This window comes from Amycolatopsis sp. NPDC003865 (assembly GCF_053605345.1).
This window is the reverse complement of sequence record NZ_JBSGJA010000001.1, coordinates 334,294-352,565: the sequence shown is the minus strand read 5'-3', so window position 1 is coordinate 352,565 and position 18,272 is coordinate 334,294. Positions and strand designations below refer to the sequence as shown.

At 77.3% G+C, this 18,272-nt stretch carries 3 protein-coding genes; all 3 read left to right on the top strand.

Annotated elements, in window-relative coordinates; translation table 11 throughout:
- The first annotated feature begins 11 nt into the window (after positions 1 to 11).
- From ACWEVP_RS01700 to ACWEVP_RS01690, 3 genes are read left to right on the top strand one after another with little or no spacing between them, the layout of a single operon-like run.
- A complete protein-coding gene (locus ACWEVP_RS01700) occupies positions 12 to 10,091 on the top strand; it encodes an SDR family NAD(P)-dependent oxidoreductase (RefSeq protein WP_452060702.1) in 10,080 nt (3,359 codons plus the stop codon).
- Positions 10,084 to 17,496: a type I polyketide synthase gene (locus ACWEVP_RS01695; protein WP_452060701.1), complete on the top strand. Its 7,413-nt coding sequence runs from the start codon at positions 10,084 to 10,086 to the stop codon at positions 17,494 to 17,496. The genes ACWEVP_RS01700 and ACWEVP_RS01695 overlap by 8 nt, the downstream gene beginning before the upstream one ends.
- Positions 17,486 to 18,262, top strand: a complete 777-nt coding sequence (locus ACWEVP_RS01690; protein ID WP_452060700.1) for a thioesterase II family protein — start codon at positions 17,486 to 17,488, stop codon at positions 18,260 to 18,262. The genes ACWEVP_RS01695 and ACWEVP_RS01690 overlap by 11 nt, the downstream gene beginning before the upstream one ends.
- Positions 18,263 to 18,272 lie beyond the last annotated feature (10 nt).

The following is an 18,272-nucleotide window of genomic DNA, read 5'->3' as shown; positions in this document are numbered from 1 at the left end:
AGGGGAGACCTGTGTCCAACGAAGCCAAGCTGCGCGACTACCTCAGGCGGGTCACCGCGGACCTGCACGAGGCCCGCGAACGCTTGCGCGAGCACGAGGTCCGGGCCGCGGACCCGATCGCGGTCGTGGGCATGGCCTGCCGGTTCCCCGGCGGCGTCGCGTCCCCCGGCGAGCTGTGGGAGCTGGTGGCCGAGGGCCGGGACGCGATCTCCGGGTTCCCCACCGACCGCGGCTGGGACGCGGCCGGCCTGTACGACCCCGATCCGGACCACCCCGGCACCAGTACCACCCGTGAAGGCGGGTTCCTGCACGACGCGGCGGAGTTCGACGCGGGCTTCTTCGGGGTGTCGCCGCGGGAGGCGCTGGCGATGGATCCGCAGCAGCGGCTGCTGCTGGAGACGTCGTGGGAGGCGTTCGAGGACGCGGGCATCGACCCGGGCTCGGTGCGCGGCGGCCGGGTCGGGGTGTTCACCGGGATCATGTACCACGACTACGGATCCCGGCTGCAGCACCGCGGCAGCCCCGAGTTCGAGGGGTACCTCGGCGAGGGCAGCGCGGGCAGCATCGCTTCCGGCCGCGTCGCCTACGTGCTGGGCCTCGAAGGACCGGCGGTCACGGTCGACACAGCCTGTTCGTCGTCATTGGTCGCGTTGCACCTGGCCGTCCAGTCGCTGCGCCGCGGCGAGTGCGAGCTCGCGCTGGCGGGCGGGGCCACGGTGATGGCGACCCCGGCGACGTTCGTCGAGTTCTCGCGCCAGCGCGGGCTTTCCCCGGACGGGCGCTGCAAAGCCTTCGGCGAGGCCGCGGACGGCACCGGCTGGGGCGAGGGCGCGGGCGTCCTGCTCGTCGAACGGCTGTCGGACGCGCGGCGCCACGGGCACCGGGTGCTGGCGGTGGTGCGGGGCACGGCGGTCAACTCCGACGGCGCGTCGAACGGGCTCACGGCGCCGAACGGGCCCGCGCAGCAACGGGTGATCCGGGCCGCGCTGGCCGACGCCCGGCTGGTGCCGTCCGATGTGGACGTCGTCGAGGCGCACGGGACGGGCACCGTGCTCGGTGACCCGATCGAGGCGGACGCCCTGCAGGCGACCTACGGGGCCGGGCGGCCGGCGGACGCGCCGCTGTGGCTGGGCTCGGTGAAGTCGAACCTCGGGCACACGCAGGCCGCGGCGGGCGTCGCGGGCGTGCTCAAGATGGTCATGGCGATGCGGCACGGCGTCGTGCCGAAGACGCTGCACGCCGAGCCGCTCACGTCCCATGTGGACTGGTCGGCGGGTGGCGTGCGCCCGGTGCGGGAACCGGTGGCGTGGCCCGCTTCCGGGCGGCCGCGCCGGGCCGGGGTCTCCTCGTTCGGGATCAGCGGCACGAACGCGCACGTCGTCCTGGAGCAGGCGCCGTCGCCCGAACCCGCGCCGGAACCGCCGGCCGTGCCGGTGGTGCCGTGGGTGCTGTCGGCGCGGTCGGAAGCCGCGCTGCGCGCGCAGGCGGCCCGGCTGTCCGAAGTGGACGAGCACCCGGTCGACGTCGGCTGGTCGCTGCTGACCGGGCGGGCGCTGCTGCCCTACCGCGCCGTCGTGCTGGCGACCGGCCGCCCGGGCGCGGAGGCCGGGCTCGCGGCGCTGGCCGCCGGCGAGCCCGCGCCGAACGTCGTGACCGGACGGGCCACCGGGCCGCGGGAGCCGGCGTTCGTCTTCTCCGGCCAGGGCAGCCAGCGGCCGGGCATGGGGCGCGAGCTGGCCGGGAGCTTCCCGGAGTTCGCCGCCGCGCTCGACGAGGTCTGCGCCGCTTTCGCGGGGCACCTGCCGCGGCCCCTGCGCGAGGTGATGTTCGCGCCCGAAGCGGGCGTGCTCGACGAAACCCGGTACGCCCAGCCGGCGTTGTTCGCCCTGGAGGTCGCGCTTTACCGCTTCGCGGTGTCGGCCGGCCTGGCCCCGAAGGTGCTCGCCGGGCATTCGATCGGCGAGATCGCCGCCGCGCACGTCGCGGGTGTGCTGACCCTGGCCGATGCCTGCGCGCTGGTCGCCGCGCGCGGCGCGCTCATGCAGGACCTGCCGCCGGGCGGCGCGATGCTCGCCGTGGCGGCCCCCGAGCACGAGGTCGCCGGGTTCCTCGGCGACCGGATCGGGCTCGCCGCGGTCAACGGGCCCGAAGCCGTGGTGCTCTCCGGTGACGAGTCCACCGTGGACGAGGTGGCCGCGGAGTTCCGGGCCCGCGGCACCCGGGTCCACCGCCTGCGGGTGAGCCACGCCTTCCACTCGCCGCTGGTGGAGCCGATGCTCGAGCCCTTCCGCGCGGTGGTGCGCAGCCTGCGGCTGAGGGAACCGGAGCTGCCGATCGTGTCGTCGGTGACCGGTCGCCCGGTCGCGCCGGGCGAGCTCACCGACCCGGAGTACTGGGTGCGGCACGTGCGCGAGCCGGTGCGGTTCGCCGACGCCGTCGGCGCGCTGCGGGCCGCGGGCGCGACGGCGTTCGTCGAAGTCGGCCCCGGCTCGGTGCTGGCCGGCATGGTGCGCGGCTGCCTCGGCGCGGACGCGGCCGAGCCGGTCGTGCCGCTGCTGCGCGCCGGCCGGCCGGAGCCCGGGGCCGCGCTCGCCGCGATCGGCGCGGCGCTCGTCTCCGGCGTCGCGACCGACCTGCGCCCGCTGCTGCCCGCCGGCCGCCGGGTCGACCTGCCGACGTACGCGTTCCAGCGCGAGCGGTTCTGGCTCGACGTGCCCGACGGCGTCGCCGCGGGCTTCGGCGCGGCCGGGCATCCGCTGCTGGGCGCCGTGCTCGGCGTGGCGGGGTCGGACCGGTTCGTGCTGACCGGCAGCCTGTCCGGCGCGACGGCGCCGTGGCTGACCGAGCACGCCCTGTCGGGCACGGTCGTGCTGCCCGGCACGGCGTTCGTGGAGCTGGCCCTGCGCGCCGGGCTGGAGGCCGGGTGCGCGCTGGTGGAGGAGCTGACCCTCGAAGCGCCGCTGGTCCTGCCCGAAGCCGGCGCCGTCGACGTCCAGGTCGTGGTGGACCCACCGGACGACCGCGGCCGCCGGGCGGTGGCCGTCCACGCCCGCGACGGCGAGACGTGGATCCGGCACGCCGCCGGAACCCTGGCCCCGGAGGGAGAACCGGCAGGCGGCGACGGCGAGTGGCCGCCCGCCGGAGCCCGCGTCGAAGACGTGCCGGGCCTCTACGACCGGCTGGCCGGGCTGGGCTTCGGCTACGGACCGGTGTTCCGCGGGCTGCGCGGGCTGTGGCGCCGGGGCGGCGAGCTGTACGCCGAGGTCGCGCTGCCCGCCGACGCGGGGCCGGGGTACCTCCTGCACCCCGCGTTGCTCGACGCGGTGCTGCACGCACTGGCCGCCGACGGTGGCGAGCGGCCCTTGCTGCCGTTCTCCTGGCACGGGGTCGCGGTGCACGCGCCCGGTGCGACGGCGGTCCGCGCGCGGGTGACCCGCGACGGGGACGCGGTCTCGCTGCTGCTCACCGGCGAGGACGGCCACGCGGTCGCTTCGGTGCGGTCGCTGGTGCTGCGGCCGGTGGACCCGGCGCGGCTGCGCCCGCGTGGGATCGCCGACGCGCTGTTCGCACTGGACTGGGTCCCGGTCACGCCGCCGGAGGCCGCCCCGGGCCGGTGCGTGCTCGCCGGCCCGGGGTCCCTCGCGCACGACGGGACGCTCGAGGAGTTCGCCGACCTGGCGGCGCTCGCGCTGGACCCCGGCCCGGAGCCGGCGTTCGTGCTGGCGCCGATCGCCGGGGCCGGCGGCGATCCGGCGGACGCGGCCCGCCGGATGACGGCCGAGGTGCTGCGCCTGCTGCGCGCGTGGCTCGGGCTGGACCGGTTCGCGACCTCGCGGCTGGTGGTGGTCACGTCCGGAGCGTCGCGCGAGGACCCCGCGGCGGCGGCGGTGTGGGGGCTGGTCCGGTCCGCGCAGGCCGAGCACCCGGACCGGTTCGTGCTCGCCGACCTCGAAGAGGCGGGTGACCTGCCGGCGATGCTCGCCGCACTGGGGACGGCGGAGCCTCAGCTGGCGGTGCGCGCCGGGGTGGTGGAGGTGGCCCGGTTGGCCCGCCTCGACCCGGAGGCGGCGAGTGTGGGAGCTGCTGGGGCACCGGGCCGTCACGACGCGCCGCCCGGTGTGGCGGTGGGGCAGGCCAAGGCCGGTGTGGTGGTGGGGCAGGCCCAGGCCCCTGTGGTGCCGCGTCAACGAGGGCCTGAACCCCTTCCGGGCCGCACGGCCGCCTGGGACTCCGACGGCACCGTCCTGATCACCGGCGGCACCGGTGGCCTCGGCGCGCTGGTCGCGCGGCACCTGGTGCGCCGCCACGGGGTCCGGCGCCTCCTGCTGCTCAGCCGGCGCGGCCCGGCCGCCGCCGGCGCGGCCGCGCTCGTGACCGAGCTGACCGAGCTGGGCGCCGAGGTTTCGGTAGCCGCGTGCGACGTCGCCGACCGGGCCGCCCTCGCGGACGTGCTCGCCGGCATCCCCGCCGCGCACCCGCTGCGGGCGGTCGTGCACGCCGCCGGGCTGGTCGACGACGCCACCGTCACCAGCCTCACCCCCGACCGCCTGGACCGGGTGTTCGCGCCCAAGGCCGCCGCGGCCTGGCACCTGCACGAGCTGACCCGCGGGCTCGACCTGCGCGCGTTCGTGCTGTTCTCCTCCGTTTCCGGGGTGCTCGGGTCGGGCGGCCAGGCCAACTACGCCGCCGCCAACGCGTTCCTGGACGGCCTGGCCCGGCACCGCCGCGCGGCCGGCCTACCCGCCGTCTCCCTCGCCTGGGGGCCGTGGGAGACCGGGATGGCCGCCCGCCTCGGGGACCGGCAGGCGAGCCGGGTGGCCGGTGCCGCGCTGCCGCTGTCCGAAGCCGACGGGCTCGCGTTGTTCGACGCCGCGCTCGGCGGCCCGGCCGTCGTGCCCGTCCCGGTCCGGCTGGTCACCGCCGGCGGCCACGACGACGTGCCCGCGGTGCTGCGCGGCCTCGTCCGCGCGCGGCCGCGTCCGACCGCGGCTTCGGCGTTCGCCGGCCGGCTCGCCGCCGTCGACGGGCCCGGCCGTGAGCGGCTGCTCGCCGACCTCGTCCTGGCCGAGACCGCGGCCGTGCTCGGTCACGCGGGCCCGGCGGCGGTCGACCCCGCCGTCCCGTTCGGGGAGCAGGGGATCGACTCGCTGACCGCGCTGGAGCTGCGCACCCGGCTCGCCGCGGCGACCGGGCTGAAGCTGCCCGCCGCGGTCGTGTTCGACCACCCCGATCCGCGGGCCCTGGTCCGCTTCCTGCTGGCCGAGCTCACCGGGCAGGGCGAGGCACCGCCCGTCCCGGCCGTCCGCGCGGTCGCCGACGAGCCGATCGCGATCGTCGGCATGGCCTGCCGCTACCCGGGCGGCGTCTCGTCGCCGGAGGACCTGTGGGACCTGGTCGCCGCCGGCCGCGACGCGATCGGCGCGTTCCCCGGTGACCGCGGCTGGGACCTCGGCGCGCTGTACGACCCCGACCCGGAGCACGCCGGCACGAGCTACGTCCGCGAAGGCGGCTTTCTCTACGACGCGGCGGAATTCGACGCGGGCTTCTTCGGGATCTCGCCCCGCGAGGCACTGGCGATGGACCCCCAGCAGCGGCTGCTGCTGGAGACGTCGTGGCTCGCGCTGGAGCACGCCGGGATCGACCCGGCCGCGGTCCGGGGCAGCGCGGCCGGGGTGTTCACCGGCCTGATGTACCACGACTACGCCAGTGGTGCCGCCACCGTGCCGGACGAGGTCCGCGGCCTGCTCGCCACCGGCAACTCGGGCAGCGCGGCCTCGGGCCGGCTGTCCTACACCTTCGGGTTCGAGGGGCCCGCGGTCACGGTCGACACGGCGTGCTCGTCGTCGCTGGTGGCGCTGCACCTCGCGGCGCAGTCGCTGCGCCGCGGCGAATGCGACCTGGCGCTCGCGGGCGGGGTCACGGTGATGGCGACCCCGGCGACGTTCCTCGAATTCTCGCGCCAGCGCGGGCTGGCCCCGGACGGGCGCTGCAAGGCGTTCGCCGCGTCGGCCGACGGCACCGGCTGGGGCGAGGGCGCCGGGATGCTCGTCGTGGAACGGCTTTCCGACGCCCGGCGCAACGGCCACCCCGTGCTGGCGGTGGTGCGGGGCAGCGCGGTCAACCAGGACGGGGCCTCGAACGGCCTGACCGCGCCGAACGGGCCCGCGCAGCAGCGGGTGATCCGGGCGGCGCTGGCGGACGCGGGGCTGGTGCCGTCCGATGTGGACGTCGTGGAGGCGCACGGTACCGGGACGACCCTCGGCGACCCGATCGAGGCGGGCGCGGTGCTCTCGGCCTACGGCCAGGACCGCGAGACGCCGCTGTGGCTGGGTTCGGTGAAGTCGAACCTCGGGCACACCCAGGCCGCGGCCGGGGTGGCCGGCGTGATCAAGGTCGTCATGGCGATGCGGCACGGCGTGCTGCCCAAGACGCTGCACGTGGACGAGCCGACCCCGCACGTGGACTGGGCGGCCGGTGCGGTTTCGCTGCTCACGGAGCCGGTCGGCTGGCCCCGGGCGGACCGGCCGCGCCGGGCGGGTGTCTCGTCGTTCGGGGTCAGCGGCACGAACGCCCACGTCGTGCTCGAAGAGGGCCCTCCGGTCGAGAGCGCCGGCGCGGCGCCGGACGGGCCGCTGCCGTGGCTGGTTTCGGCGCACGACCCGCAGGCCTTGCGGGCCCAGGCCGGCCGGCTGCACCGCCGGCTGGCCGACGCGGACTTCGCCCCCGCCGACGTCGGGTTCTCCCTGGTGCCGCGGGCGGGGCTGGCGCACCGGGCCGTGGTGCTCGGCCGCGATGGCCGGGAACTGCTGGCCGGCCTCGCGCAGCTGCGCGACGGCGGACCGGTGGCGGCCGAAGGCGAGGCGCCGCGGACCCCGCCCGAGGTCGTGTTCGTCTTCCCCGGCCAGGGTGCGCAGTGGCCGGCCATGGCGCGCGGGCTGCTGGCCGACTCGCCGGTGTTCCGGGAGCGCCTGCAGGCGTGCGCGGCGGCGCTGGCCCCGCACGTCGGCTGGTCGCTGCTCGACGTCCTGGCCGACGCCGACGAGGAGGCGCTCGGCCGCGTCGACGTCGTGCAGCCGGCGTTGTTCGCGGTGATGGTGTCGCTGGCGGAGCTGTGGCGGTCCTTCGGCGTCGAACCGACGGCGGTCGCCGGGCATTCGCAGGGGGAGATCGCGGCGGCGGTGGTGTCCGGCGCACTGTCCCTCGAGGACGGCGCGAAGGTGGTCGCGTTGCGCAGCAAGGCGATCCGGCGGATCGCCGGCCGCGGCGCGATGGCCTCGATCCCGCTCCCGGCCGCCGAGGTCCGGGCGCGGCTGTCCGGCGCCGTCGAGCTCGCCGTCCACAATGGACCGTCGGCGACGGTGGTCGCCGGACCGGTGGGGGAGGTCGAGGACCTGATCGAGCGGTGCGAGCGGGACGGCTTCCGGGCGAAGCGCGTCCCGGTCGACTACGCGTCGCACTCGTTCGCCGTGGCGGAGATCGAGGAGGCGATCACCACGGCGCTGGCGGGCATCACGCCGCGGCCGGCGCGGATCGCGTTCCACTCGACGGTGACCGGCGGGCCGATCGACACGACCGGGCTGGACGCGGGCTACTGGTACGCGAACCTGCGCCGGCCGGTGCTGTTCGAGGAGGTGGTCCGCGGGCTCGCCGGCCGGGCGTTCGTCGAGATCAGCCCGCACCCGGTGCTGACGGCGGCGGTCCAGGACACGCTCGGCTCCGACGGCGTGGTGACGGGAACCCTGCGCCGCGACGACGGCGGTCTGCGGCGGTTCCTCACCTCGCTGGCCACGGCGCACACGGGCGGGGTCCGGGTCGACTGGACGCCGCTGTGGCCCGCGGCGCGCCGGGTCGAGCTGCCCGGGTACGCGTTCCAGCGCCGGTCGTACTGGCTGGCGGCGGCCGAGCCCGCGGCCGACCCGGCGGAGGACGGCTTCTGGGCGGCGGTCGAGGCCGGCGACGCGACCGGGCTGGCGGCGACGCTGGGCGTGCCGGGCGAAGAGCTGGGCGCGCTGCTGCCGGCGCTGGCGGGGTGGCACCGGGGACGGCGCGAGGCCGCGGAGACGGATTCGTGGCGGTACCGGGTGCGGTGGCGGCGAGTGCCGCTGGGTACCGAAGCGGCCAGGGGGCGCTGGGTGGCCGTGGTGCCGCCGGGGGAGTTCCCCCGGGCAGCGGAACCGGTCTTCGACGGCTTGGACGTGGTCCCGGTGGTGGCCGAACCGGGGGCGAGCCGCGGTGAGCTGGCCGGCTTGCTCGCCGGCGCCCTCGCCGGTGGGCCGGTCGACGGCGTCCTGTGCTTCCCCGGCGGTCCCGCCGAGACGGCGGTCGCGACCACCGTCTCGGCCTTGCACGCCCTCACCGACGTCGGCGGCCCGGCCCGGCTGTGGTGCGTGACCCGGGGCGCGGTGGCGACCGGGCCCGCGGACCCGCCGCCCGATCCGGCGCAGGCCGCCGTCTGGGGCGCCGGGCGGGTCGCCGCGCTGGAACACCCGGCCCACTGGGGTGGGCTCATCGACCTGCCCGCGGGCTCCGGCCGCGGCGACGAGGCAACCGCGCCCGCGGCGAACCAGGCCGGCACCCCCGCCGACACGGGCGGCACCGCGGGCCGGCTCGCCGCCGGCGGGTTTGCTGCCGGGGCGGTGGCCGGGTCTGAGGGGCAGCTTGTCGCCGATGGGTTTGCTGCCGGGGCGGTGGCCGGGTCTGAGGACGAGCTTGTCGCCGGCGGGGCGGCGGCCGGTCCCGAGGATCAGCTCGTCGCCCGCGGGTTCGCCGCCGCGCTGGCGGCCGGTCCCGAGGACCAGCTCGCCGTCCGCGCCACCGGGCTCCACGTGCGCCGGCTGGTCCGGGCCCTGCCCGGCGGGGACACCTGGCAGCCCGGCGGCACCGCCCTCGTCACCGGTGGCCTCGGCCCCCTCGGCGCCGCCACCGCGCGGTGGCTCGCCCGGCGGGGCTGCGACCACGTCGTCGTCACCGGCACCGGTCCCGGCCGGGCCGCCGAACTCGACAGCGACCTCTCCGCCCTCGGCGCCAAAGCCACCTTCCTGCACTGGGACGCCGCCGGGCCCGGTGCGGCCGCCGGGCTCGCGGCCGCGCTGCCCGGGGTGCGGTTCTCCGTCGTCGTGCACGCCGACGCCGGGTTCGCGACGACGCCGCTCGCCGACCTCGACGCCGGCCGGATCGCCGACGTGCTGCGGCCGGTGACCCGGGCCGCGGCCACCCTCGCCGAGGTCGCCCGGACCCACGAAGCCGCCGATTTCCTGCTCTACCGCGGCATCTCCGGCGTCTGGGGCAGTGCGGGCGGCGGCGTCCACGCGGCGGCCGACGCGTACCTCGAGGCCTTCGCCGCACGTGAAGGACTTCCCGCGGCCACCGTCGCGTGGGGACCCTGGGACGTGGCCGGCGACCTCGCCGGAACGACCCGGCGGCACGGCCTGCCCGCCGTGGACCCGGACCGTGCGCTGTCCGCGCTGCGCCGGCCCGCCGACGGGCCGCAGATCGTCGCCGCCGTCGACTGGACGCGGCTCGCCGCCGCGCTCACGGCGACGCGGCCCGCGCCGCTGCTCGACGACCTCCCCGAGGCGAAGACGGCCCCCGAGGCGGAACCGGCCGGGGACCTCGCGACGCTGCCGCCCGAGGACCGGCGCGCCGCGCTCGACCGCCTCGTCCGCGGGACCGCGGCCGCCGTGCTGGGGCACGGGGCGGCCGGCAGCGTCGGCGCCCGGCGCGCGTTCAAGGAGCTGGGCTTCGACTCGGTGACCGCCGTCGAGCTGCGCAACCGGCTGAGCGCGGCGACCGGGCTGGCCCTGCCGCCGACGCTCGTCTTCGACCACCCGACGGCCGAAGCGCTCGCCGCGCACCTCTTCGCGGAGCTCGACGGGGAAGCGGCCGTGGAACCGCCGGCCGAGCTCGTCGCCCGGCTGGAGGCGGCGCTGCCCCACGCGGAACTCGACGAGGCGGAGCGGGCCGCTCTCGCCGCGCGGCTCGGCGCGGCACTGGAGTCCCTCACCGGGCCGGGGGACGCGCACGGTCTGGCGACCGCCTCGGCCGACGAGGTGCTCGCCTTCATCGACAGGGAGTTCGGAAACGATGGCTGACGAGCAGAAGCTGGTCGACTACCTCAAGCGCGTCACCGCGGACCTGCACGCGACGCGCGAACGGCTGCGGGAGAGCGAACGCCGGGCGAGCGAGCCGATCGCGATCATCGGCATGGGCTGCCGGTTCCCGGGCGGTGTGACGTCCCCGGACGAGCTCGGCGACCTGGTGGCCGCCGGCGGCGACGCGATCTCGGGCTTCCCGGCGGGCCGCGGCTGGGAAGGCACCTACCGGTACGCCGCGGACGCCGGCCTGCCGGGCACGATCTCCACGCGCGAAGGCGGGTTCCTGCACGACGCGGCGGACTTCGACGCGGGCTTCTTCGGGGTGTCGCCGCGGGAGGCGCTGGCGATGGATCCGCAGCAGCGGCTGCTGCTGGAGACGTCGTGGGAGGCGTTCGAGGACGCGGGCATCGACCCGGCGTCCGTCCGCGGCGAAGCGACCGGCGTCTTCGTCGGCACCAACGCGCAGGACTACGTCGTCGGCCTCGCCGGCGCGACCGACGAAGCACTGGAGGGGCACCTGCTCACCGGCAACGCCGCCAGCGTCCTGTCCGGGCGGATCGCCTACTCGCTCGGGCTGGAGGGGCCGGCCGCGACCGTCGACACGGCCTGCTCGTCGTCGCTGGTCGCGCTGCACCTCGCCGCCCAGGCCCTGCGCGGCGGCGAATGCGCGCTCGCCCTCGCCGGCGGCGCGACGGTCATGGCCACGCTCCTGCAGCTGCGGGGCTTCAGCCGGCAGCGCGCGCTCGCCGCGGACGGCCGGTGCAAGGCGTTCTCGGCCGCCGCGGACGGTATGGGCATGGCCGAAGGCGCCGGGGTGCTGCTGCTCGAACGGCTTTCCGACGCCGAGCGCCACGGCCGCCGGATCCTGGCGGTCGTCCGCGGCAGCGCGGTCAACCAGGACGGCGCCTCCAACGGGCTGACCGCCCCCAACGGGCCGGCGCAGCAGCGGGTGATCCGGGCGGCGCTGGCGAAGGCCGGGCTGGCACCGTCCGATGTGGACGCCGTGGAGGCGCACGGCACCGGCACCGGGCTGGGCGACCCGATCGAGGCGCAGGCCCTGCTGGCGACCTACGGCAAGCACCGCGACCGGCCGCTGTGGCTCGGGTCGGTGAAGTCGAACATCGGGCACACCCAGGCGGCCGCGGGTGTCGCCGGCGTGATCAAGGTGGTGCAGGCCCTGCGGCGGGAAGAACTGCCGCCGACCCTGCACGTGGCCGAGCCGACCCGGCAGGTCGACTGGTCGGCGGGCGCGGTCTCGCTGCTCGCGGAGCCGGTCCCGTGGCCGGCGGGCGGCCGGCCGCGGCGCGCCGGCGTTTCGTCGTTCGGGATGAGTGGCACGAACGCGCACGTCATCGTCGAAGAGGCGCCTGCCGCGCCCGAGCCCGGTGGCCGGCCGACGCCGGAATCGGTGCCGTGGCCGCTGTCCGCCCGCGGCGCGCGGGCGCTGGCCGGCCAGGCGGCCCGCCTCCGGGCGCGGCTGGCCGGACAGCCCGGGTTCGACGTCGCCGACGTCGGGCTGTCGCTGGCCACCACGAGGACCGCGTTCGAGCACCGGGTCGTGCTGACCGGCGGCCGCGAAGAGCTGCTGGCCGGCCTCGCCGCGCTCGCCGGCGGTGAGGAGGCCGGCGTCGGCGGGATCGCCGGCGAGGACGACGGCCCGGTCGTGTTCGTCTTCCCCGGGCAGGGCACGCAGTGGGACGGGATGGCCAGGGAGCTGTTCGTCCGCTCGGACGTCTTCCGGGCACGGCTGACCGAGTGCGCCCGCGCCCTCGAACCCCACACCGGCTGGTCCCTGCTGGACGTCGTGCAGGGGGTGGACGGCGCCCCGGGACTCGACCGGGTCGACGTCGTGCAGCCGGTGTCGTTCGCCGTGATGGTGTCGCTGGCGGCGCTGTGGCGCTCCTACGGCGTGCGGCCGGCCGCGGTGGCCGGTCATTCGCAGGGCGAGATCGCGGCGGCGGTCGTTTCGGGTGCGCTGTCGCTCGAGGACGGTGCGAAGGTGGTTTCCCTGCGCAGCAAGGCGATCCGCCGGATCGCGGGCCGCGGCGGCATGCTCGCGGTCGGGCTGCCCGAAGCGCGGCTGCGCGAACTGCTGCCCGAGGGCCTGGTCGTGGCGGCGGTCAACGGGCCGTCGGCCGCCGTGGTCTCCGGTGACGTCGAGGCGGTGCACGCCTTCGCGGACCGGCTGACCGCGGACGGCGTCCGCGCCAAGGTCGTGCCGGTCGACTACGCGTCGCACTCCCCGCACGTCGAACAGCTCCGCGCGGAGATCGGCACCGCGCTCGCCGGGATCGCGCCGCGGCCCGCCGAGGTGCCGTTCTGGTCGACCGTCACCGGCGGCCCGCTCGACACGACCGCGCTCGACGGCGGCTACTGGTTCGAGAACCTGCGCCGCCCGGTGCGGTTCGCCGAGGTGGTCGCCGCGCTCGGCGAGGCGGGACACCGCGCGTTCGTCGAAGTCAGCTCGCACCCGGTGCTGACCCCGGGCATCCAGGACATCGCGGGCGACGCCGTGGTGACCGGCACCCTGCGGCGCGACGACGGCGGTCTCGAACGGTTCTGGGCGTCGCTGGCGGAGCTGCACGTCGCCGGCGTGCCGGTGGACTTCACCCCGGCGTTCCCGGGCGCCCGGCCGGTGCCGCTGCCGACCTACGCCTTCGACCGGACGCGGTACTGGCGCGGTGGTGCCCCGGCCCGCGAGCGCGCCCTCGCCGACGACTGGCGCTACCGCGTGACCTGGCGGCGGCTGCCGGACGAGCCCGCCGAGCCCGCCGGGCGCTGGCTCGTCGTCGGCTCGCCGTCGGACCTGCCCGCGACGGCCGGGTTCGGCCACGCCGAGCTGGGCTGGGTCGCGCCGGGCACCGACCGGGCGGACCTCGCGCGGCGGCTGCGGTCCGCCGCCGGCGGGACGCCCGCCGGCGTGCTCGCCCTGCCGGTGGGCGAGGACGCGGCGCTGGCGACCGCCGTCCTCGTCCAGGCGCTCGGCGACGCGGGCGTCGAAGCTCCGCTGTGGTGCCTGACCCGCGCGGCGGTGGCCGCCGTCCCCGGCGACGTCGTCGTGCCCGGCCAGGCCGCCGTCTGGGGCCTCGGCCGGAGCCTGGCGCTGGAGCACCCCGAGCGGTGGGGCGGCCTCGTGGACCTCCCGGCCGACCCCGGCGAAGCGGACTGGACGCGGGTGCGCGCCGTGCTCGGCGGTGCCGGACGGGAAGACCAGGTCGCGGTCCGCGCGGCGGGCCTGCACGCGCGCCGGCTGGTCCGGGCGCCGCTCGCCGTGTCCGGACCGCCGTGGCGGCCGGAGGGCACGGTGCTGGTCACCGGCGGGACCGGCGCGGCGGGCGCCCAGGTCGCCCGCTGGCTCGCCCGGGGCGGGGCCGAGCACCTCGTGCTGACCGGACGGCGTGGCGAGGCCGCGCCGGGTGCGCCCGAACTCGCGGCCGAACTGACCGCGCTCGGCGCCCGGGTGACGGTCGCCGCGTGCGACGTCGGCGACCGCGAGGCGCTGGCGGCCCTGCTCGCCGGCCTCGACGGCCCCCCGCTGCGCGCCGTCTTCCACGCCGCGGGCGTGGTCGAGGACGGCGTCGCGGACTCGCTCACCGCGCGGCGGCTGGCCGCCGTCGCGCACCCGAAGTCCCGGGCCGCGGCGCACCTGCACGAGCTGACGCGCGAGTGCGACCTCACCGCGTTCGTCCTGTTCTCCTCCTTCGCGGGCACCTTCGGCGGCGCCGGGCAGAGCGCCTACGCGGCCGCGAACGCCGAGCTCGACGCCCTCGCCGAACTCCGTCACGTGCAAGGCCTGCCGGCGACGTCGGTGGCGTGGGGCTTCTGGGGCGGCGCCGGGCTGGCGGCCGGCAACGCGGCCGCCGACGAGCGCCTGCGCCGCGGCGGCGTCCTCCCGATGGCGCCGGAGGACGCGGTCCGGGCGCTCGCGCGGGAGCTGACGGCGGGCGACCCGGCGGTCGTGCTGGCCGACGTCGACTGGAAGCGGTTCGGGCCCGCGTTCACCGCGGCGCGCCCCGGCCCGCTGCTGGCCGACCTGCCGGACGTCCTCGGCGACGAGCCGGCCGCCGCCGAGGGCGACGTCACGGCGGACCTGGCCGCCCTGCCGGAAGCCGCCCGGCGGGACCGGCTCGCCGGGATCGTCCGCGCCGCGGCCGCCCGGGTGCTCGGCCACGACGGCGCGGCCGCCGTCGAGCCGTCGCGGCCGTTCAAGGACCTGGGGTTCGACTCGCTGACCGCGCTCGAGCTGCGCAACCGCCTCGGGGCCGTGACCGGGCTGCGGCTGCCCGCGACGCTCGTCTTCGACCACCCGACCCCGGCGGCGCTCACCGCCTTCCTGGCGGCCGAGCTCGGGGACGGCACCGAGCCCGCCCCGGCGGACACCGCAGGCCGCCCGGCGGACGAGCCGATCGCGATCGTCGGCACGGCCTGCCGGCTGCCCGGCGGGGTCCGCGGCGCGGCCGACCTGTGGCGGCTGGTGGCCGGCGAGGTCGACGCGATCGGGCCGTTCCCCGAGGACCGGGGCTGGGACCTCGAACGCCTCTACGACCCGGACGGCACCCGGCCCGGATCGGTCTACGTCCGCGAAGGCGGGTTCGTGGCCGACGCGGCGGACTTCGACGCCGGCTTCTTCGGGATCTCGCCGCGGGAAGCGCTCGCGATGGACCCGCAGCAACGGATCCTGCTGGAGACCGCCTGGGAGTCCTTCGAGGACGGCGGGATCGACCCCGCCGCGCTGCGCGGCAGCCGGACCGGGGTGTTCGTCGGCTCCAACATGCAGGACTACGGTGCCGGCCTCGCCGCCGCGGCCGCCGAGGACCTCGCCGGGCACCTGTTGACGGGCAACGCGTCGAGCGTGCTGTCCGGCCGCGTGGCCTACACGTTCGGCTTCGAAGGCCCGGCGGTCACCGTCGACACGGCCTGCTCGTCCTCGCTGGTGGCGCTGCACCTGGCGGTGCAGTCGCTGCGGCGGGGCGAGACCGACCTGGCGCTCGCCGGCGGGGTGACCGTGATGGCGTCCCCGGTCGCGTTCGTCGAATTCGCCCGCCAGCGCGGGCTCGCGCCGGACGCCCGCTGCAAGGCTTTCGGCGACGGCGCCGACGGCACCGGCTGGGGCGAGGGAGCCGGGCTCCTGGTGGTGGAGCGGCTCTCGGACGCGCGGCGCCACGGGCACCGCGTGCTGGCCGTCGTCCGCGGCAGCGCCGTGAACTCCGACGGCGCGTCGAACGGCCTGACCGCCCCGAACGGACCTTCGCAGCAGCGGGTGATCCGGGCGGCGCTGGCCGACGCCGGGCTGGCACCGTCCGATGTGGACGTCGTGGAGGCGCACGGCACCGGGACCGCGCTGGGCGACCCGATCGAGGCGCAGGCGCTGCTCGCGACCTACGGCCGGGACCGGGAGACCCCGCTGTGGCTGGGGTCGGTGAAGTCGAACATCGGGCACACCCAGGCGGCCGCGGGCGTGGCGGGCGTGCTCAAGGTGGTCGAGGCGATGCGGCACGGCGTCGTGCCCCGGACGCTGCACGCCGGCACGCCGTCGTCCCATGTGGACTGGAGCTCCGGCGCGGTGCGGGTGGCGGCGGAAGCGACGCCGTGGGATACCCACGACCGGCCGCGGCGCGCGGCGGTGTCGTCCTTCGGCATCAGCGGCACCAACGCCCACGTCGTCCTGGAAGCCGCCGCCGAAACCGGGCCGGAGCCCGAGCCGGGCGCGCGGTCGGTGCCGGTGGTGCCCTGGGTGCTGTCGGCGGCCGGGGAGGCCGCGTTGCGCGCCCAGGCGATCCGCCTGGCCGAGTTCGCCGGAGCCGGCGACGCGCCGCCGGTGGCCGACATCGGGTTCTCGCTGGCCACCACGCGGTCGGCTTTGCCGCACCGGGCGACCGTGCTGGGCAGGGACCGGGACGAGCTGCTGGCCGGGCTGCGGGCACTGGCCGACGGGGCGACCCCGGCGTTCGTCGTGACCGGGAAAGCACGGGAGGGCAGGCGGATCGCCTTCCTCTACACCGGTCAGGGCAGCCAGCGCGCGCGGATGGGCAGCGAGCTGGCCGCCGCGTACCCGGTGTTCGCCGAGGCGCTGGCGGAGGTGCTCGCCGAGTTCGAAACCCGGCTGCCGCGGTCGCTGCGCGAGGTCCTCTTCGCGCCGCCGGACGACCCCGACGCCGTGCTGCTGGACGAAACCGAGTACACCCAGCCCGCCCTGTTCGCCTTCGAGGTCGCGCTGACGCGGCTGCTGGCCTCCTTCGGCGTCGTGCCCGGGCACGTGGTCGGCCATTCGGTGGGGGAGATCGTCGCGGCGCACGTCGCCGGGGTGCTCGACCTGCCGGACGCGTGCGCGCTCGTCGCCGCCCGCGCCCGCCTGATGCAGAGCCTGCCGCGCGGCGGCGCGATGGCTGCGATCGGCGCCGAAGAGAGCGTGGTGCGCGCCGAACTGACCTCGCGGACGGACATCGCCGCGGTCAACGGGCCCGCCGCCGTGGTCGTCTCCGGCGCGGAGTCCGAAGTGGACGACCTGGTCGCGGGGTTCCGCGCCCGCGGCGTCCGGGCCCGCAGGCTGCGGGTGAGCCACGCGTTCCACTCGTCACTGGTGGAGCCGGTGCTCGACGAATTCCGCACGGTGGTCGGCGGGCTGACGTTCGCCGAACCGCGGCTGCCGGTCGTGTCGAACCTGACCGGCGCGGCGGCCGGCCCGGGCGAGCTCACCGACCCGGAGTACTGGGTGCGCCACGTGCGGGAGCCGGTGCGGTTCGCCGCGGGCCTGCGCGCGCTGGAGGCGGCCGGGGCCGACGCGTACCTGGAGGTCGGGCCGGACGCCACGCTGACCGCGATGGCGAGGGACACCCTGGCCGGTCCCGCGGTCCTGGTTTCGGCGGCCCGGAAGTCCTGGCCCGAGCCGGAAGCCCTGCTGGCGGCCCTCGGGTCGCTCCACGCGGCCGGGGTGGGCGTCGCGTGGAGCGAGCAGTTCGCCGGGACGGGTGCGCGGGCCGTCCGCTTGCCCGGGTACGCCTTCCAGCGCACGCGCTTCTGGCCGGCCGCGCGGCAGGAGGCCGTCGTCGCGCCGGAGGCGCCCGCCGCGCCCGCCCCGACGCTGCTCGGCGAACTCGCGGCGGCCGCGCCGGAGGAGCACGACCGGCTCCTCGCGGAGTTCGTGCGCGCGCAGGTGGCCGAAGTGCTGCGGCTGCCCGGGCCCGTCGACGAGACGGCGGAGTTCCTCGAGCTGGGCTTCGACTCGCTGACCGCGATCGAGCTGCGCGACCGGCTGGCCGGGGCGCTCGGCCTGGACCTGCCGCCGACGCTGGTGTTCGACCAGCCGGCCCCCGGGCTGCTCACCGGTTACCTGAGCGCCGAACTGAAGTACTCGCAGCCGGCCGCGGCGGCCGGGGAAGGCAAGGTGTCCCATGAAGGCTGACCGGCAGCGCTGGCTCCGCCGGTTCCACCCGCGCGACGACGCCGGTGTGGTGCTGCTCTGCTTCCCGCACGCCGGGGGAGCGGCGAGCGCCTACTACGCGTTGTCGGCGCAGGCGCCGCCCGGCGTCGACGTGCGTGTCGTCCAGTACCCCGGCCGGCAGGAGCGCCGGACCGAACCCTGCGTGGAGAGCATCACCGGCCTGGCCGCCGGTGCCGTCGGCGCGCTGGCGCCCGACGGCCGTCCGGTCGCCGTTTTCGGCCACAGCATGGGAGCGCTGGTGGCGTTCGAAGCGGCGCGGGCACTCGAAGCCGGCGGCGCGGACGTGCGCGGGGTGTTCGTCTCCGCGCGCAGCGCGCCGTGCCTGCGGCGCCGGGACAAGGCGCTCGACGAGTGGCCCGAAGACGTCGTGCTCGCCGAACTGGCCGCGCTCGGCGGCGAGAAGGGCGCGCGGCTCGCCAGTGAGGAGATCGTCCGGATGATGCTGCCGTCGCTGCGGGCGGACTACCGGGCGCTGCGCGGGTACCGTCCGGCGGACGACGTCCGCACGGCGAGCCCGATCACCGCGTTCGTCGGCGACGCCGACCCGACCACGCCCGTCGCCGACGCCGAAAGCTGGCGCGGGCACACGGAATCCGCGTTCGCGCTGCACGTCTTCGACGGCGGGCACTTCTACCTCGACGACCGGCTCGGGAAGGTCCTCGCGCGGGTCGGCGCGGATCTGGCCCGGCCGCCGTTGACCGGTCAGGACGCCTGGACTAACGTTTAGGACACGTGAC

What these genes read in the sequence shown, in the direction of transcription:
- ACWEVP_RS01695 (WP_452060701.1), top strand. Translation starts at nt 10,084, where the DNA reads ATGGCTGACGAGCAGAAGCTGGTCGACTACCTCAAGCGCGTCACCGCG.
- ACWEVP_RS01690 (WP_452060700.1), top strand. Translation starts at nt 17,486, where the DNA reads ATGAAGGCTGACCGGCAGCGCTGGCTCCGCCGGTTCCACCCGCGCGAC.